Source organism: Pseudomonas tructae (genome assembly GCF_004214895.1).
GTDB lineage: Bacteria > Pseudomonadota > Gammaproteobacteria > Pseudomonadales > Pseudomonadaceae > Aquipseudomonas > Aquipseudomonas tructae.
Genome location: NZ_CP035952.1, coordinates 5445972 through 5463435, shown reverse-complemented (window position 1 = coordinate 5463435; position 17464 = coordinate 5445972). Strand labels below are relative to the sequence as shown.

Sequence of the window (17464 nt, the reverse complement as noted above, 5' to 3'; positions counted from 1 at the left end):
ATCTGCCCGCGTGTGGGGCCGCACGCCTCTCGATGGTCTGAAAAAGATGCTGGATAATAAAGCATGACCCGCTTGACGGCTAGGGCCGTCGGAGACCCTTGTAATGCCCGATCACGATGTACGCTTGCAACACCTGGAAGTCTGGCTCGCCGAGCAGCTGGCAAATCTGTTCAATGAGCAGAGCTGGGGCGCGGTTCCTGCGGGTAGCCTGACCGCTGCCAGCAGCGACGCGAGCTTTCGCCGCTACTTCCGCTGGCAGGCCGAAGGCCACAGCTTTATTGTCATGGATGCGCCACCGCCGCAGGAAAACTGCCGGCCGTTCGTGGACATCGCTCACCTGCTGGCCAGTGCAAAGGTCAATGTTCCGGTCATTCATGCCCAGGACCTTGAGCGCGGTTTCCTGCTGCTCAGTGACCTGGGCACCCAGACCTACCTCGATGTGATCAACGCAGACAATGCCGAAGCCCTGTTCAACGACGCCATCGACGCACTGCTGGCCTTCCAGCAGTTGCCAATGGACGCACCGTTGCCAAGCTACGACGTCGCGTTGCTGCGCCGTGAACTTGAGCTGTTTCCCGAATGGTACGTGGGCCGCGAACTGGGCCTGGGTTTTACCGACGCGCAACTGGCCGCCTGGCAGCGCATCAGCAGCCTGCTGATCGACAGCGCCCTGGCCCAGCCGAAAGTGTTGGTGCACCGCGACTATATGCCACGCAACCTGATGGACAGTGAACCGAACCCCGGCGTGTTGGATTTCCAGGATGCGGTATACGGGCCGGTCACCTATGACATCACCTGCCTGTTCAAGGATGCCTTCCTGAGCTGGCCGCAGGCACGAGTACAAGGCTGGCTTGAAGATTACTGGCAGCGCGCCCAGGCCAAGGGCATCCCGGTGCAGGTCGATTTCGAAAGTTTCCACCGCGCCAGCGATCTGATGGGCGTGCAGCGCCACCTCAAGGTTATCGGCATCTTCGCCCGCATCTGCCACCGTGATGGCAAGCCGCGCTACCTGGCCGACGTGCCGCGATTCTTTGCCTATATAGATGAAGTGATCAGCCGTCGTCCGGAGCTGGCCGAACTCGATGAGCTGATCGAGAGCCTGCAGGCCGCAGCCGGAGCGCGTCCATGAAAGCGATGATCCTCGCTGCAGGCAAAGGCGAGCGGATGCGCCCACTGACCCTGCACACCCCAAAACCGCTGGTGCCGGTCGCTGGCATGCCGCTCATCGAGTATCACCTGCGTGCGCTGGCGGCGGCCGGTTTCAAGGACGTAGTGATCAACCATGCCTGGCTGGGGCAGCAGATCGAAGATCATCTGGGCGATGGTTCACGCTGGGGCCTTAGCATCAGCTACTCGCCGGAAGGCGAGCCACTGGAGACCGGTGGGGGCATCTTCAAGGCTCTGCCATTGCTGGGCAATGAGCCTTTTTTGCTGGTCAACGGCGATATCTGGACCGAATACGACTTCGCTGGTCTGCCCGAGAGCATCAACGGGTTAGCCCATTTGGTGCTGGTAGATAACCCTGGCCATCATGACAAAGGCGATTTTACTCTGGAGCAAGGTCAGGTCAGTGATGGGACTGCCGATACCCTGACCTACAGCGGTATCGCTGTGCTGGCCCCGCAACTGTTCGCCGATTGCCAGGCCGAGGCGTTCAAGCTGGCGCCGTTGCTGCGTCAGGCGATGGCTGCCGGGCGGGTCAGTGGTGAGCATTATCGTGGGCACTGGGTGGATGTTGGCACTTTGGAGCGCCTGGCCGAAGTCGAGCAACTGCTCGCCGAGCACCGCTGACATGTTGTGGCCGAGCACAGTGATAGGTGCCGGGGCAGGCTTTGCCATCGCCAGTATTCCAGGGGCTTTGCTGGGGGCGTTGCTGGGTCAGGCGATGGATCGCCGTTTGCAGTTGCACAGTTGGGCGCATGTGCGTGAACGCCTGGGCGGGCGGCCGGTAATGCGCGACGACGAGGTGTTGTTTGTGCTGCTCGGGCGTCTGGCCAAGAGCGACGGGCGGGTGGGCGAAGGTCATATCCAGCAAGCGCGAGTGGAAATGCAACGTCTGGAAATGAGCGAACCGGCCAGGCGCCGGGCCATTGCCGCCTTCAATCGAGGCAAGCGCGGCAAGGAGCGCCTGGGTGCTCACCTGCGCCGCCTGAAGCAACAGCCCCACGCCGCCGAAGGCATGCTGCGTGCCTGTTGGCGCATGGTCTGGGCCGATGGCCAGGCCGGCCGACACGAACGTGAGTTATTGCTGACGTGGGGCCGGGCTCTGGGTTGGTCGTCGGCCAAGGTTCAGGCTCTGGCATTGGACTATGAACCGCAAAGGGCGGTTCTGGCCGATGGCACGCTGGGGTACCCACAGGCCTTGCGCATGCTCGGGGTAGATGCAGATACCGACGCCGGGCAGGTCAAGCAAGCCTATCGGCGGCTGCTCAGCCGCCACCATCCGGACAAGCTGGTGGGCAATGGCGCAAGCCCGGCGCAGGTTCGCGAGGCAACTGAACTTACCCGTGAGCTGCACCAGGCCTACGCCGTGATTCGCAAGCGTCGTGGCTTCTAGTCGAGCTGTTGCGGGCTGAGCCAGCCACGGATGCGGCGGAACAGTTGTTCTTGTTCCGCTGCGCTGTTGCCTGGCATGGCGGTCAGGCTGATCTGGCGGTAGTTGGCGTCCTTCAAACGCTTACTGGCCTGTAGGCGTTGCTCGGCCGCGCGTTTTGCCTGGGGCAGGGCCGCGTAGAAAAAGTCCGCGGTGGGCACTTTCAGGCTCGGCGCCAGGCTATCCAGGCCCTGTTCGGCGCGTTCCGGCGTTTGCGCTGAGACCATCACCAGCTTCTGCACCTGCACCTGCACCGGTTGCCGTTCGCTCAGGTAGCGGGCTGCCCAATAGGCGCCACTGCCGTTGCCGAGCAATACAATGCTGCGGGCATTGTGTTGTTGAGCATAGGCGACGGCGGCATCAAGGCGGGCGAAGATACGTTCGGCATCGGCCTTGTCATCTTCAACCGGGGCCTTGGCCTGTTCGCTACTTTCGCTTGTTTCGCTCTCGGCCGCTGTAGCCTGCTCGATACTGGTATTGGCATTGGCCGGGGTGTCCTTGACCGGAGCACTTTCGCCTTGTTCAGCTTTCTTGGCAGGTACCGGCGCAGCTTCAACACGTGCTTGTGGGCTGTCGCCGAGCAAGTCCGGCTGAGCCAGGCTCAGGCTGTGCCATCCTGCATCGGGAAACTTGTGCCTTAGTGGGCCGACGGTTTTCGGCCAATCGGCAGTCTCTCCCGCGCCGGCAAGAATGATCAGGGCGCCTTCAGGGTCGGGGGTGTTGGCCGGTTTCCACAGGGCCAGGAAACTGTCGCTGCCGGCTTGCAGGGTTTGCTGTTCGGCTTGAGGTACTTGGCGCTCAAGGGCCAGGGCATCTTCCTGGCTGCGTTCGGCCAATGGCTGACGCTCGACGGCGGCAGGTTTACTGTCCGCAGCAGGCTTTGGCGTTTCGTCAGCGGCCGCTTGTACGGTACAAGGTAGTATCAATGACAGGCATAACGCCGGCAGCGTCGTGCGATAAAGTGCGAACATGAATCGATCCAGGCCAGATTAATACCGGCAGCCTAATAGTATTTGCTCGGGACGGCCATGCTCGGTGGCCGTCCTACCCTTGATGAGAGTGCAGATGAAGCTTTTGCGCTGCCTGTTGCTTATCGGCTGTTTTTGCCCGCCCTTGATCGCTTGGGCGGCTTCCGCTGCCACGCCTGCGCAGGTTGTGCTGGAGCCGGCCCAGCAGCAGTGGCTTGAACAGCATCGCAGCTTGCGGGTCGGGCTGGTACTGCAGGCGCCCTTTGCCCAGTTCGATCGGCGCTTGCAACAGCTTTACGGGGTCAATGTCGAGTTGATGAACTGGCTAGGCCGTTCGTTGGGCCTGGACCTCACCTGGCGCAACTTTCCCGACCAGGCGGCCTTGGAGCATGCGCTACAGGCCGGTGAAATCGATCTCGCTCCAGGTCTGACCCAGACTCCCGCCGGTTTGCGCCTGTGGTTGTTCAGTGATCCGTACATGCGTGTGCCGCAACTGATCGTCGGGCAGCGTTCCGGCGCCGTGGCGGTGGACCTGGAAAAGCTGGCCAGCACTGACCGGGTGGCCGTACGCATGCCCAGCACCGTCGCCGACTATCTGCGAGCCACGTACACGAACCTCAACCTGCAAGGTGTGCCGCAGGAGCGTGAGGCCTTGCAGTTGGTGCTCAGTGAGCAAGCCAGGTTTGCCGTGGTGGATGAGGCGCAATTGAGCCGCCTGTCACGGGAAAGCGAGTTCAGCGAGCTGGTGGTTGTCGGGGATATCGGTTTGCCGCAGTTGCTCAGAGTCGGTTCGCGGCGTGACTGGCCGCAACTGGCCGCAGTACTTGAGCGGGGTTTGCAGGCGATTGCCGCCAAGGACCTTGAACAACTGCACCAGCGCTGGCTGGAGCCCAAGTACCCGCGACTGAGCGAGTCACCGGGCTTCTGGCAAAATCTTGGCCTGTTGCTGGCGGCGCTGCTGCTTGGTTGCGTGGCCATTGTCATCTGGCAGCGTCGACAATTGCATCAGCTCGAACACAACCTGTTGGCCACCCGCGATACCCTGGCCCAGCGCCAGGCCCGCGAAGAAGCGCTGCGCCTGAGCCAGTTTTCCATCGACCAGAGCACCGTGGGAATTCTCTGGGTCAATTGGGACAGCCATGTCCGCTATGCCAACCGCGCGGCCGAAAGCATGCTGGGCTATGCCAGCGGGGCGCTGATTGACCGGCCGCTGATCGACTTCGAGCCGAACCTGCACATGGACCGGTGGCTTGATCTGTGGAAGCGCGCCCGGGCCAGCGATGAGGCCCCCCAGCATTTTGAAACCCAATGCCTGCGTACCGATGGCAGCCTGTTGCCGGTGGATGTGTCGCTGAGTTTTCTGCGTTTTCGCGACGCCGAATACCTGGTGGTGTTTCTCACCGATGTTACCGAACGGCGGCGTGCGCTGGCAGCGCTGCGTGAGAGTGAGGCGCGGCTCAAGGGCATTGCCGGCAACGTACCGGGCCTGGTGTTTCGTCTTGAGCGCAACCCGGCGCAAGGCGAACTGGAATTCCCCTATATCAGTGAGGGCAGTGAAGCTCTGGTGGGTTACACGCCGGCTGCGTTGCAGCATCCGGACATGGGCCTGCGCAACCTGGTGCATCCGGATGACCGCGCTGATTACCACCGGGTTCAGGACCTGGCCCTGGCCACCGACAGCGACTGGTCCTGGCAAGGGCGCATCCTGACCCTCAAGGGCGAACAGCGCTGGGCCGATATCAAGGCCAGTACCCGTACCCTGGCAGATGGCCGAGTGGTCTGGGATGGAGTGGTCTGGGACATCAGCCAGAGCAAGCGCGTCGAACTGGAGCTGGCCCGCTCCCAGGAGCAACTGCGAGAACTGTCGGCGCACCTGGAAAGCGTTCGGGAGGAGGAAAAAGCCCGTATCGCCCGGGAAGTGCATGATGAACTGGGACAGATGCTGACGGTACTGAAGCTGGAAACATCGATGTGCGAGCTGGCCTACGCCGAACTGGACCCGGGCCTCAATGAGCGCCTGGGCAGCATGAAACGCCTGATCGCCCAGCTCTTTCAACTGGTGCGTGATGTGGCCACCGCCTTGCGCCCACCGATCCTCGATGCTGGTATCGCTTCGGCCATCGAGTGGCAAGCGCGGCGCTTTGAAGCACGCACACAGATACCTTGCCTGGTGCAGGTGCCGGAAAACCTGCCACCCTTGAGTGATGGCAAGGCCATCGGCCTGTTTCGCATCCTGCAGGAGGCGCTGACCAATGTCATGCGCCATGCCCAGGCGCATACTGTGCAAATCAACCTGAGCCTTGATGCCCAGGCTCTGCGCTTGACGGTGATCGACGACGGCGCCGGCTTTGTCCTGGAACAAAGCCGGCCAAGCTCATTCGGCCTGGTCGGCATGCGCGAGCGGGTGTTGATGCTGGGCGGCCGCATGACCTTGGAAAGCGAACCGGGCGAGGGCACCAGCCTGAGCGTGGCCATCCCCCTGGATTAGGAGCATTGCGTGATTCGAGTACTGGTTGCCGAAGACCACACCATTGTCCGCGAAGGCATCAAGCAGTTGATCGGCCTGGCCAAGGACATGCAGGTGGTGGGAGAGGCCGGCAACGGCGAACAATTGCTGGAAGCCCTGCGCCATACCGACTGCGAGGTCGTGCTGCTGGATATCTCCATGCCCGGGGTCAATGGTCTGGAGGCGATCCCGCGGATTCGTGCGCTGAACAATCCACCGGCGATCCTGGTGCTGTCGATGCATGACGAAGCGCAGATGGCGGCGCGGGCTCTGAAGGTCGGTGCTGCTGGTTATGCCACCAAAGACAGTGATCCCGCCCTGCTGCTGACCGCCATTCGGCGGGTGGCGGGCGGGGGGCGCTACATCGATCCGGACCTGGCTGACCGCATGGTCTTCGAGGTCGGCCTGACCGATGCCCGGCCCTTGCATTCGTTGCTGTCGGAGCGCGAGTTTTCGGTGTTCGAACGCCTGGCCCAGGGCGCTAACGTCAACGACATTGCCCAGCAACTGGCCCTGAGCAACAAGACCATCAGCACCCACAAAGCGCGGCTGATGCAGAAGCTCAATGTGAATTCGCTGGCGGAGTTGGTGAAGTACGCGATGGAGCACAAGCTGTTGTGAGTGTTCCAGATGCGACATTGCGCTGATCGCATCGCGGGGCAAGCCCGCTCCCACAACTCCCAATCCTGTGGGAGCGGGCTTGCCCCGCGATGACGTCTAACCTTCCAGGCACATATCCAAAAGCGCCATTCTTGTAGGGCAATCCCTACCCCAAGCCTTCCAACACGCTGATATCAATCTCTCTCCCCCCCCGATTTGCGCCGCCTTACGCCTTCACTAGGCTTGGATGCAGCAGTCATCCAACAAAAAGGTGCGGGTATGAGTGAGGTGAATTCGAGCGCTGCAACCGGCGAAGTGCTGGTCAGCTTCCGTGGTGTGCAGAAGAGCTACGACGGCGAATCGCTGATCGTCAAGGACCTCAACCTGGATATCCGCAAGGGTGAGTTCCTCACCTTGCTCGGCCCGTCCGGGTCCGGCAAGACCACCAGCCTGATGATGCTCGCCGGCTTTGAAACACCGACCGCCGGCGAAATCCAGCTGGCTGGACGTTCGATCAACAACGTGCCGCCGCACAAGCGCGACATCGGCATGGTATTCCAGAACTACGCGCTGTTCCCGCACATGACCGTGGCCGAGAACCTGGCCTTTCCCTTGAGTGTGCGCAACCTGAGCAAGACCGACATCAGCGAGCGGGTCAAGCGTGTGCTCAACATGGTCCAGCTCGACGCCTTCGCCCAGCGTTACCCCGGCCAGCTTTCCGGTGGCCAGCAGCAGCGGGTGGCGCTGGCTCGCGCGTTGGTGTTCGAGCCGCAACTGGTGTTGATGGACGAACCGCTGGGTGCCCTCGACAAGCAGCTGCGCGAACACATGCAGATGGAAATCAAGCACCTGCACCAGCGCTTGGGCGTCACCGTGGTGTACGTGACTCACGACCAGGGCGAAGCACTGACCATGTCCGACCGCGTGGCCGTGTTCCACCAGGGCGAGATCCAGCAGATCGCCGACCCGCGCACCCTTTATGAAGAGCCGAAGAACACCTTCGTGGCCAACTTCATCGGTGAAAACAACCGCATCAATGGCCGCTTGATCAGTCAGGACGGCGAACGTTGCCAGGTGCAACTGGCGCGTGGCGAGAAAGTCGAGGCCCTGGCAGTGAATGTCGGCCAGAGCGGCGATCCGGTGACCCTGTCGATCCGCCCCGAGCGCGTGCGCCTCAATGGCCACAGTGAAAGCTGCGTCAATCGCTTCTCTGGGCGGGTGGCCGAGTTCATTTACTTGGGCGACCACGTGCGGGTGCGCCTGGAAGTCTGCGGCAAGGCCGATTTCTTCGTGAAACAGCCGATTGCCGAACTCGACCCGGCCCTGGCTGTGGGCGACGTGGTACCGCTTGGCTGGCAGGTGGAGCACGCTCGCGCGCTCGACCCTCTGCTGGAAGCTCATTGAAGGTTTGCTTCACCAACCCTGTACTGTGGAGAGAATAATAATGCGCAAACACTTGAAGTTGACCGCCCTGACCCTGGGCCTTTTTGCCGCAACCCAGGCCATGGCAGCGGCCGACCTGACCGTGATTTCCTTCGGTGGCGCCAACAAGGCGGCCCAGGTCAAGGCGTTCTACGAGCCATGGGAAAAGGCGGGCAACGGCAAGATCGTCGCAGGCGAGTACAACGGTGAAATGGCCAAGGTCAAAGCCATGGTCGACACCAAGAGCGTGTCGTGGAACCTGGTGGAAGTCGAATCGCCGGAGCTGGCCCGTGGCTGCGACGAAGGCATGTTCGAAGAGCTTGACCCTGCACTGTTCGGTAACGAGTCCGACTACGTTCCCGGTGCTATCCAGCCTTGCGGTGTCGGCTTCTTCGTCTGGTCCACGGTCATGGCCTACAACGCCGACAAACTGAAAACTGCACCGACCAGTTGGGCGGATTTCTGGGACACCAAGCAGTTCCCAGGCAAGCGTGGTCTGCGCAAGGGCGCCAAGTACACCCTGGAATTCGCCCTGATGGCCGACGGCGTTGCGCCCAAGGACGTTTACAAAGTGCTTGGCACCAAGGAAGGCCAGGACCGCGCCTTCAAGAAACTCGACGAGCTCAAGCCGAGCATTCAGTGGTGGGAAGCCGGTGCGCAACCCCCGCAATACCTGGCCTCGGGTGATGTTGTCATGAGTTCGGCGTACAACGGCCGTATTGCCGCCGTGCAAAAAGAAAGCAACCTGAAAGTGGTGTGGAACGGCGGCATCTACGACTTCGACGCCTGGGCCATTCCTAAGGGCGCCAAGAACGTTGAGGACGCGAAGAAGTTCATCGCCTACTCGGTCAAGCCCGAGCAGCAGAAGATCTATTCCGAAAACATCGCCTACGGCCCGGCCAACTCCAACGCCGTTGCGCTGCTGTCTGACGAGATCAAGAAAGACATGCCGACGACCCCGGAGAACATCGCCAATCAGGTGCAGATCGACGTGGCGTTCTGGGCCGACAACAGCGAGCAGCTGGAACAACGCTTCAACGCCTGGGCTGCCAAGTAAGGGCTGCTGATGGGGCGTCGGCTTGCCGCCGACGCTCCTTGTTCTCAAGATTTCGGAGTTCGCTATGGCCATCGCAGTGCCCCTGAATGAAGGCGCCGGTTCCAACCTCAAGCAGCGCCTCAAGCGTGCCGAGCGGGTCAACCGCTGGAAGGCGCAAGCGCTGATCGCGCCGCTGGCGTTGTTCCTGCTGCTGGTGTTCCTCGTGCCAATTGCCGCACTGCTCTACAAGAGCGTGGGTAACCCGGAAGTGGTCGGCGGCTTGCCGCAGACGGTGACCGCCGTGGCCCAGTGGGATGGCAAGGGCCTGCCGGGGGAACCTGTGTACAAGGCGCTGAGCGAAGACCTCGCCCAGGCGCGCAAGAACCAGACCCTGGGCGATACCTCCAAGCGCCTGAACATGGAGCTGGCCGGCTATCGCAGCCTGCTGGCCAAGACCGCCCGGGCGCTGCCGTTCAAGACCGAGCCGGCTTCTTATAAAGAAGCCCTGCAGGAACTGGACGAGCGCTGGGGCGATCCGGCCTACTGGCAGGCGATCCGCCGTAACACCAGTAGTGTCACCCCGTTCTACCTGCTGGCGGCCCTGGACCATCGCATCGATGACCTCGGCGAGCTGGCCAAGGCCACCCCGGACCAGGCCATCTACCTGGACATCTTCACCCGCACTCTGTGGATGGGCTTCGTCATCACCGCCATCTGCCTGGTACTGGCCTATCCATTGGCCTACTTGCTGGCCAACCTGCCGACCCGGCAGAGCAACCTGCTGATGATTCTGGTGCTGCTACCGTTCTGGACTTCGATCCTGGTGCGGGTCGCGGCCTGGATCGTGCTGCTGCAATCGGGCGGGCTGATCAACAGCGCGCTGATGGCCATGGGCATTATCGACAAGCCGCTGGAGCTGGTGTTCAACCGAACCGGGGTGTACATCTCCATGGTGCACATTCTGCTGCCGTTCATGATCCTGCCGATCTACAGCGTGATGAAGGGCATCTCGCCCACCTATATGCGTGCGGCGATTTCCCTGGGCTGTCATCCGTTTGCCAGCTTCTGGCGGGTGTACTTCCCGCAAACCTACGCGGGCGTAGGCGCGGGCTGCCTGCTGGTGTTCATTCTTGCCATTGGCTACTACATCACCCCGGCGCTGCTCGGCAGCCCCAATGACCAGATGGTCAGCTACTTCGTGGCCTTCTACACCAACACCAGCATCAACTGGGGCATGGCAACCGCGCTGGGCGGCTTGCTGTTGCTGGCCACCGTGCTGCTTTACCTGATCTATAGCTGGCTGGTCGGCGCCAGCCGCCTGCGCCTGAGCTGAGGAGCGTTGTCATGCTGAGCCCCTACATGTCGCCCGTCGAGCGGGTCTGGTTCTACAGCTTGCGCATCCTTTGCGGGCTGATCCTGTTGTTCCTGGTGTTGCCGGTGCTGGTGATCATTCCGCTGTCGTTCAACTCCGGCAGCTTCCTGGTCTATCCGTTGCAGGGGTTTTCGCTGCAGTGGTACCAGGACTTCTTCGCCTCCGCCGAATGGATGCGGGCGCTTAAGAACAGCATCATCGTTGCCCCGGCTGCCACGGTGCTGGCCATGGTCTTCGGCACCCTGGCCTCGATCGGCCTGACCCGGGGTGATTTTCCGGGCAAGTCGCTGATCATGGCCCTGGTGATATCGCCCATGGTGGTACCGGTGGTGATCATCGGTGTGGCCAGCTACCTGTTCTTTGCGCCATTGGGGATGGGCAACAGCTTCATCTCGCTGATCCTGGTGCATGCGGTGCTGGGGGTACCGTTCGTCATCATCACCGTGTCGGCGACCTTGCAGGGGTTCAACCACAACCTGGTGCGCGCTGCTGCGAGTCTTGGTGCCTCGCCGCTGACGACCTTCCGTCGGGTGACCCTGCCGTTGATTGCGCCGGGGGTGATCTCCGGGGCGCTGTTTGCTTTTGCTACCTCGTTCGATGAGGTGGTGGTTACCCTGTTCCTCGCCGGCCCCGAGCAGGCGACCCTGCCACGGCAGATGTTCAGCGGTATCCGCGAGAACCTCAGCCCGACCATCGCAGCCGCGGCAACCTTGCTGATTGCGTTCTCGGTGGTGTTGTTGCTGACCCTGGAATGGCTGCGAGGGCGCAGCGAGAAGCTGCGCACCCAGCAGCCGGGTTGAAACCTCTATCGCGGGGCAAGCCCTCTCCCACAAGTTTGTAGGAGCGGGCTTGCCCCGCGATGAGCACCCGTCGACCGCCTTGATACCGGTCAGCCCCTGAGCGTTTGCCTGAGGTACAATGCGCGCCACTGTGATTCTGCCTTCAGGTGCGCCATGCAGCCCTACGCTATTGCCCCCTCGATTCTCTCTGCCGACTTCGCCCGCCTGGGCGAGGAAGTCGACAATGTCCTGGCCGCCGGTGCCGACATCGTTCACTTCGATGTGATGGACAACCACTACGTGCCCAACCTGACCATCGGCCCGATGGTCTGCACGGCCCTGCGCAAGTACGGCGTTACTGCACCGATCGACGTGCACCTGATGGTCAGCCCGGTCGACCGCATCATTGGCGATTTCATCGACGCGGGTGCCAGTTACATCACCTTCCATCCGGAAGCCACCCTGCACATCGATCGTTCGCTACAGTTGATTCGCGACGGTGGTTGCAAGGCCGGCCTGGTATTCAACCCGGCAACCCCGCTCGACACCCTCAAATACGTGATGGACAAGGTCGACATGATCCTGTTGATGAGCGTCAACCCAGGCTTCGGTGGCCAGAAGTTCATCCCCGGCACCCTCCACAAGCTGCGCGAAGCCCGTGCGCTGATCGATGCCAGCGGGCGTGACATCCGTCTGGAGATCGACGGCGGGGTGAACGTCAACAACATCCGTGAAATCGCGGCAGCAGGCGCCGACACCTTCGTCGCCGGCTCCGCGATCTTCAACACCCCGGACTACCGCGAGGTGATCGCCAAGATGCGCGCTGAACTGGCCCTGGCCCGCCCATGAGTGGCTTCGAGCAGCTGTTCCCCGACGCCCTGCCCAAACTGGTGATGTTTGATCTGGACGGTACCCTGATCGATTCGGTACCCGACCTGGCAGCGGCGGTGGATAACATGCTGCTCGCGATGGGCCGTCAGCCCGCTGGCCTTGAGGCGGTACGCCACTGGGTCGGCAATGGTGCGCCGGTGCTGGTGCGCCGCGCCCTGGCCGGCGGCATCGACCACCAGTCGGTGGATGACGTCGAAGCCGAACGAGGCCTGGAGCTGTTCATGCAGGCCTACGCCGACAGTCATGAGCTGACGGTGGTCTATCCGGGGGTGCGCGACACCCTCAAGTGGTTGCACAAACAGGGCGTGGAAATGGCCCTGATCACCAACAAGCCCGAGCGCTTCGTTGCGCCTTTGCTCGACCAGATGAAAATCGGTCGCTACTTCCGCTGGATCATCGGTGGCGACACCCTGCCGCAGAAAAAGCCCGACCCGGCTGCATTGCTGTTTGTCATGAAGATGGCCAGCGTCGCACCTGAACAGGCCCTGTTTGTCGGCGACTCGCGCAGCGATGTGCTCGCGGCCAAAGCTGCCGGGGTCAAGTGTGTCGGCTTGAGCTATGGCTACAACCATGGCCGGCCGATCAGTGAAGAAGCGCCGTGCCTGGTCATCGATGATCTGCGTGCGCTGTTGCCTGGTTGCTTAGATCCGGCCACTGGGATAACGTTGGCGGACGTTCCATCCTCCTCAGATCGAGATTCCATCGTGGCGGTTACCGGCAAACTCTGGATGAAAGTCATCAAGGCCCTGGCCCGCTGGCGTTGGCGCGCCTGACTGCCGTCTGCCGGCCTATGCCGGCCTGCTTGCCTGCCTGACCCATCTGCTGCTTGCCACGAGGCTATCATGACCCGCGAAGAATTCCTGCGCCTGGCCGCTGCCGGCTACAACCGCATCCCCCTGGCCTGCGAGACCCTGGCCGACTTCGACACTCCGCTGTCGATCTACCTGAAACTGGCTGACCAGCCCAACTCCTACCTGCTCGAATCGGTGCAGGGCGGTGAGAAGTGGGGGCGTTACTCGATCATCGGCCTGCCGTGCCGCACCGTGTTGCGTGTGCACGATCATCAGGTGCGGATCACCCACGACGGTGAACTGATCGAGCAGCATGAAGTGGAAGACCCGCTGGCGTTCGTCGAAGCCTTCAAGGAGCGCTACCAGGTGCCGACCATTGCTGGCCTGCCGCGCTTCAACGGTGGCCTGGTCGGATACTTCGGTTATGACTGCGTGCGTTATGTCGAGCGGCGCCTGGGCAAGTGCCCCAATCCCGATCCGCTGGGCGTGCCGGACATCCTGCTGATGGTGTCCGATGCCGTGGTGGTGTTCGATAACCTGGCGGGCAAGATGCATGCGATCGTGCTGGCCGATCCGGCGCAGGAGCACGCCTACGAAAACGGCCTGGCGCGCCTTGATAGCCTGCTTGAGCAGTTGCGCCAGCCCCTGGCTCCGCGTCGCGGCCTGGACCTGGGTGGGCCATTGCCGGCAGAGCCCGAATTCCGCTCAAGCTTTACCCAGAGCGACTACGAGCGGGCGGTCGATACCATCAAGGAGTACATCCTTGCTGGTGACTGCATGCAGGTGGTGCCGTCGCAACGCATGTCCATCGACTTCAAGGCGGCGCCGATCGACCTGTACCGGGCGCTGCGCTGCTTCAACCCGACGCCATACATGTACTTCTTCAACTTCGGCGACTTCCACGTCGTGGGCAGCTCGCCGGAAGTGCTGGTGCGGGTCGAGGACAACCTGGTCACCGTGCGCCCGATCGCCGGAACCCGGCCACGTGGTGCCAGCGAAGAGGCTGACCGCGCGCTGGAAGAAGACCTGCTGTCCGACGACAAGGAAATCGCCGAGCACCTGATGCTCATCGACCTGGGTCGCAACGACGCAGGGCGGGTCTCCGAGACCGGTTCGGTCAAAGTCACCGAGAAAATGGTGATCGAGCGTTACTCCAACGTCATGCACATCGTTTCCAACGTGACCGGTGAGCTGAAACAGGGTCTGAGCGCCATGGATGCCCTGCGCGCCATCCTGCCGGCCGGCACCTTGTCCGGCGCACCGAAAATCCGTGCGATGGAAATCATCGACGAGCTGGAGCCCGTCAAACGCGGCGTCTACGGCGGTGCGGTGGGGTACTTTGCCTGGAACGGCAACATGGACACCGCGATTGCCATCCGTACCGCGGTGATCAAGGACGGCGAGCTGCATGTGCAGGCCGGTGGCGGGATCGTTGCCGATTCGGTGCCTGCGCTTGAATGGGAAGAAACCATCAACAAGCGCCGGGCGATGTTCCGCGCAGTGGCGCTGGCCGAGCAGACGCCACGTAGCTAACCTGATCCACGGCGCCTGCTTGTGGCAGGCGCCGTTTTCCTTCTCTAGAACGCCAGGCTTAATGCCAGGTTGATTCCTTGCTGGGTCAACTCGTCACTTTTGCGCCAGTTGTAGCTGCCGCGCAGGGCCAGCCCCGGCACCAGGGTCTGGCTCAAGCCCAGAGTTGCCCGATTCAGATTGCTCTGCGGGGTGTAGCCGGTCAGAGTGAAGTCGTTGCCCGGCAGGCTGTTGAGATGGATGGTCAGGTCCTGGCGGTCGTCTTCGAACTCGTGTTCGTGCGCCACTTCGGCGAACAGCAAGGTGCTTGGCCCGGCCTGATATTTACCCTGCAAACCCAGGCCCAGGCGCCGCGATTCACGGTCCTGATCGTCGAAGCTCAAGGCTGTAGCGCGGCTGCCTTTCTCCGCATAGCCATCGACTTTCACCCGCGCATAGTCGGCGCTGACGAAAGGCGACAGGCTCCACTGGCTGTCGGGAGCCGCCAGGTCATAGCCCAGCCGCGCGGCAAAGGCCCACAGCTCGCCATCGGTATCACCTTTCTCGCTACGATCGTTCACGCCCAGGGCGAAGGTGCGCTTCAGATCGCTGTAGTCAAGATGCCCGCCGGTCAGGGCGGCATCAGCCCACCACTGGTTCTGCTGGAACTGGACGAAGGCGCTCGCCAGATAACTGTCGAGCTTGTAGTCGGAGTCCTGCTGGCCAGCTTCGAGCTTTTGCTGGTAAACGCCGGTAGCCACGCCAATGCGCCAGGCATCATCCAGGCGATAACTGCCGCCCAGGGTCAGGTTGTAGCCATGGCCATCGGCACTTGCGGAGCTGCGCTGGCTGTCGATATCCAGGTTTTGCCCACCGGCGGCAACGATGGCCTGCCATTGACCAACCGGCTGCCAGCTACCTTGCCACTGGTTGCGCAGCTCATCCTGATGCGCACGTAGGCTGGCGTGGGCCATTTCTGGTAACAGCGTCAGCTCCCAGGGCGCGGAGAGGATCGAGAAGGCGTAGTCGGCGATCAGCTCCTGCCCGGCAGTGGTGGGGTGGACCGAATCGTTGAACAGCAGCTTGCTTGGGTCGGGCGTGGCGCCGTTGATCCCGTAGGTTGCGTTCTGCACACAGCCATTGCCACTGAAGCAGGTGCCGACCAGGTTTTGACCTGTGGCCAGGCCGAACTGCGCCGGGGAGGCCAGGGCCTCCTGCAGTAGCAGCGGCACGTTGAGTGGAATGATTTGGGCATCAATCTGACTCAGTTGGCCAACCAGTTGCTGGTTGAAGATGCTGCTCAACTGCGAAGCCGGGCCCTGCATTGGCGTGCCGTTGATTGCCGGGGTCAGGCCCAGGTCAGGCAGCAGCCAGACCATGATGTACTGCGCGCCGCCCTGTTGCAGGGCCTGGGCGCTGGCGGCCAGGCGATTGGCGGCAGCGGCGGCGGTTGCCGGGCTGGTGATCTGGCCCTGGAGGAAATCGTTGCCGCCACCGGTCAGGTAGTAAAGCGCGTTGGGATCGGCGCGCAGCCCGCCGGCCAGATAGCCCGGGCGTTCACGCAGAACGGTGCCGGCTCCAGGATTACCCGGTGGAATGATCACATCGGAGGTGCCGGTGATCGAGTCGAGGATCTGATCGGTGCGGTAGCCGCCCACGGCCCAGTTGTTGCCGTCGGGGCGGCCGAGCGCGGCATTGACCGGGGATGTCGAAGCACCCAGGTCGGTTGGCGCGATGCCCAGCTGTGCGCCGAGCAGCATGGGCGACACCGCGCCAAAAGCCTCGCCGTTGCCATAAGTCGGCCCAACCCGATTGGTAAAGCGCTGGGTAGCGCCCGCTGGCCCGCCTGAGTCGGGGAACTGGCCGGCATCGGCTAGGCTGTCGCCAAAGACGATCAAGGTTGAGTACGGGGAGGGGGCTGCATAGGCGCTGGAACAGGCCAGGGCCAGGAGGGTGAATGCACAGGGCAACAGTGAACGCGCAGTCAACATCGCAAAGATCCTTTTTCGTTGTTGTTATTGGATGACGCCTTGCGACGTTAGCAAAACATTCGGCGTGTCTTCCATCGCTAAAGCGTTTCGCCATGCCTCAGTCATATTGCGTGGACCGCGCCGGTAGGCTACTGTGCGGGAACGTATGAACGAGACCTACCCCGTGTTGATCGTCAGCAAACTCTTGATGCGCGTTATCAAGGCCCACGCCCGTTGGCGTTGGCGCGCCTGACTTTATCTCTTGCCGGTTAGCCGGCCCTGTACCGCTTTGCCTTTCTGAACGCTTTACCTGCTGTAGCCGGCGCTTGCTGGTACACACCGGGATGCTCGCACCTGTTGCACAGTGCACAGGCACTTCGAAAGGCATGTATTCAAAGTCAGTAGATGCAAGAGGTTGAACCCAGATGTTACTGATGATCGACAACTATGACTCCTTCACCTACAACGTCGTGCAATACCTCGGCGAGTTGGGCGCAGAGGTCAAGGTCATTCGCAATGACGAACTGACTATCGCCCAGATCGAAGCCCTGAACCCCGAGCGCATTGTTGTTTCCCCGGGTCCCTGCACCCCGACCGAAGCCGGAGTGTCGCTTGCGGCCATCAAGCATTTCGCAGGCAAGCTGCCGATACTTGGCGTGTGCCTGGGCCACCAGTCCATCGGCCAGGCGTTTGGTGGTGATGTGGTGCGCGCCCGCCAGGTGATGCATGGCAAGACCAGCCCTGTGTACCACAAGGACCAGGGCGTGTTCGCCGGCCTCAACAACCCGCTGACGGTGACCCGCTATCACTCGCTGGTGGTCAAGCGCGAAACCTTGCCAGACTGCCTGGAGCTGACTGCCTGGACCGCCCTTGAAGACGACTCGGTGGACGAGATCATGGGCCTGCGCCACAAAGAGCTGAACATCGAAGGGGTGCAGTTCCACCCCGAGTCGATCCTCACCGAGCAGGGCCACGAGCTGTTCGCCAACTTCCTCAAGCAGACCGGCGGTCGCCGTTAAGGATCGAA

At 62.0% G+C, this 17464-nt stretch carries 15 protein-coding genes; 13 read left to right on the top strand and 2 right to left on the bottom strand.

Annotated features, from left to right (window positions below; genetic code table 11):
• Positions 1-103 precede the first annotated feature (103 nt).
• Genes EXN22_RS25155 through EXN22_RS25145 form a run of 3 tightly spaced genes read left to right on the top strand, consistent with a single transcriptional unit; the run spans position 104 to position 2557 of the window.
• Positions 104-1129, top strand: a complete 1026-nt coding sequence (locus EXN22_RS25155) for an aminoglycoside phosphotransferase family protein (protein WP_130266560.1) — start codon at positions 104-106, stop codon at positions 1127-1129.
• Complete coding sequence (murU, locus tag EXN22_RS25150) at positions 1126-1791, top strand: N-acetylmuramate alpha-1-phosphate uridylyltransferase MurU (RefSeq protein WP_130266559.1); 666 nt, start codon at positions 1126-1128, stop codon at positions 1789-1791. The genes EXN22_RS25155 and murU overlap by 4 nt, the downstream gene beginning before the upstream one ends.
• A 1-nt stretch (position 1792) precedes the next feature.
• The gene (locus tag EXN22_RS25145; RefSeq protein ID WP_130266558.1) at positions 1793-2557 is read left to right on the top strand and encodes a TerB family tellurite resistance protein; all 765 of its coding nucleotides are present in this window, start codon (positions 1793-1795) and stop codon (positions 2555-2557) included.
• Here EXN22_RS25145 and EXN22_RS25140 read toward each other — a convergent pair.
• On the bottom strand, positions 2554-3564 hold the full coding sequence (locus EXN22_RS25140; protein ID WP_130266557.1) for an alpha/beta hydrolase family protein: 1011 nt from the start codon (positions 3562-3564) through the stop codon (positions 2554-2556). The genes EXN22_RS25145 and EXN22_RS25140 overlap by 4 nt on opposite strands.
• A 94-nt stretch (positions 3565-3658) precedes the next feature.
• Between EXN22_RS25140 and EXN22_RS25135 the strand changes: the two genes are divergently transcribed.
• The 9 genes from EXN22_RS25135 (at position 3659) to trpE (ending at position 14491) form a co-directional block, all read left to right on the top strand.
• Positions 3659-6049 (top strand): PAS domain-containing sensor histidine kinase, encoded by a 2391-nt coding sequence (locus EXN22_RS25135; RefSeq protein ID WP_130266556.1) that lies wholly within the window; start codon positions 3659-3661, stop codon positions 6047-6049.
• A gap of 9 nt (positions 6050-6058) precedes the next feature.
• Positions 6059-6688, top strand: a complete 630-nt coding sequence (locus EXN22_RS25130) for a response regulator (protein ID WP_130266555.1) — start codon at positions 6059-6061, stop codon at positions 6686-6688.
• Between the two features lie 258 nt (positions 6689-6946).
• Positions 6947-8071, top strand: a complete 1125-nt coding sequence (locus EXN22_RS25125) for an ABC transporter ATP-binding protein (RefSeq protein ID WP_130266554.1) — start codon at positions 6947-6949, stop codon at positions 8069-8071.
• A gap of 40 nt (positions 8072-8111) precedes the next feature.
• Complete coding sequence (locus tag EXN22_RS25120) at positions 8112-9146, top strand: ABC transporter substrate-binding protein (RefSeq protein WP_130266553.1); 1035 nt, start codon at positions 8112-8114, stop codon at positions 9144-9146.
• A gap of 64 nt (positions 9147-9210) precedes the next feature.
• A complete protein-coding gene (locus tag EXN22_RS25115; protein WP_130266552.1) occupies positions 9211-10458 on the top strand; it encodes an ABC transporter permease in 1248 nt (415 codons plus the stop codon).
• An 11-nt stretch (positions 10459-10469) separates the two neighbouring features.
• Positions 10470-11297 (top strand): ABC transporter permease, encoded by an 828-nt coding sequence (locus EXN22_RS25110; protein ID WP_130266551.1) that lies wholly within the window; start codon positions 10470-10472, stop codon positions 11295-11297.
• Between the two features lie 153 nt (positions 11298-11450).
• Entirely contained in the window at positions 11451-12125 is a 675-nt protein-coding gene (rpe, locus tag EXN22_RS25105; RefSeq protein ID WP_130266550.1) for a ribulose-phosphate 3-epimerase, read from the top strand.
• Positions 12122-12940, top strand: a complete 819-nt coding sequence (locus EXN22_RS25100) for a phosphoglycolate phosphatase (protein ID WP_130266549.1) — start codon at positions 12122-12124, stop codon at positions 12938-12940. The genes rpe and EXN22_RS25100 overlap by 4 nt, the downstream gene beginning before the upstream one ends.
• A gap of 69 nt (positions 12941-13009) precedes the next feature.
• Positions 13010-14491: an anthranilate synthase component I gene (gene trpE, locus EXN22_RS25095; RefSeq protein ID WP_130266548.1), complete on the top strand. Its 1482-nt coding sequence runs from the start codon at positions 13010-13012 to the stop codon at positions 14489-14491.
• A 44-nt stretch (positions 14492-14535) separates the two neighbouring features.
• Here the strand turns inward: trpE and estP are convergent, their stop codons facing one another.
• Complete coding sequence (gene estP / locus EXN22_RS25090; protein WP_130266547.1) at positions 14536-16458, bottom strand: esterase EstP; 1923 nt, start codon at positions 16456-16458, stop codon at positions 14536-14538.
• 404 nt (positions 16459-16862) lie between these two features.
• Between estP and EXN22_RS25085 the strand changes: the two genes are divergently transcribed.
• Positions 16863-17456, top strand: a complete 594-nt coding sequence (locus EXN22_RS25085) for an aminodeoxychorismate/anthranilate synthase component II (RefSeq protein WP_130266546.1) — start codon at positions 16863-16865, stop codon at positions 17454-17456.
• Positions 17457-17464 lie beyond the last annotated feature (8 nt).

Excerpts from the sequence above, each read along its gene's own strand:
- EXN22_RS25155 (WP_130266560.1), top strand. The coding sequence starts at position 104 with ATGCCCGATCACGATGTACGCTTGCAACACCTGGAAGTCTGGCTCGCC.
- murU (WP_130266559.1), top strand. The coding sequence starts at position 1,126 with ATGAAAGCGATGATCCTCGCTGCAGGCAAAGGCGAGCGGATGCGCCCA.
- EXN22_RS25145 (WP_130266558.1), top strand. The coding sequence starts at position 1,793 with ATGTTGTGGCCGAGCACAGTGATAGGTGCCGGGGCAGGCTTTGCCATC.
- EXN22_RS25140 (WP_130266557.1), bottom strand. The coding sequence starts at position 3,564 with ATGTTCGCACTTTATCGCACGACGCTGCCGGCGTTATGCCTGTCATTG.
- EXN22_RS25135 (WP_130266556.1), top strand. The coding sequence starts at position 3,659 with ATGAAGCTTTTGCGCTGCCTGTTGCTTATCGGCTGTTTTTGCCCGCCC.
- EXN22_RS25125 (WP_130266554.1), top strand. The coding sequence starts at position 6,947 with ATGAGTGAGGTGAATTCGAGCGCTGCAACCGGCGAAGTGCTGGTCAGC.
- EXN22_RS25120 (WP_130266553.1), top strand. The coding sequence starts at position 8,112 with ATGCGCAAACACTTGAAGTTGACCGCCCTGACCCTGGGCCTTTTTGCC.
- EXN22_RS25115 (WP_130266552.1), top strand. The coding sequence starts at position 9,211 with ATGGCCATCGCAGTGCCCCTGAATGAAGGCGCCGGTTCCAACCTCAAG.
- EXN22_RS25110 (WP_130266551.1), top strand. The coding sequence starts at position 10,470 with ATGCTGAGCCCCTACATGTCGCCCGTCGAGCGGGTCTGGTTCTACAGC.
- rpe (WP_130266550.1), top strand. The coding sequence starts at position 11,451 with ATGCAGCCCTACGCTATTGCCCCCTCGATTCTCTCTGCCGACTTCGCC.
- EXN22_RS25100 (WP_130266549.1), top strand. The coding sequence starts at position 12,122 with ATGAGTGGCTTCGAGCAGCTGTTCCCCGACGCCCTGCCCAAACTGGTG.
- trpE (WP_130266548.1), top strand. The coding sequence starts at position 13,010 with ATGACCCGCGAAGAATTCCTGCGCCTGGCCGCTGCCGGCTACAACCGC.
- estP (WP_130266547.1), bottom strand. The coding sequence starts at position 16,458 with ATGTTGACTGCGCGTTCACTGTTGCCCTGTGCATTCACCCTCCTGGCC.
- EXN22_RS25085 (WP_130266546.1), top strand. The coding sequence starts at position 16,863 with ATGTTACTGATGATCGACAACTATGACTCCTTCACCTACAACGTCGTG.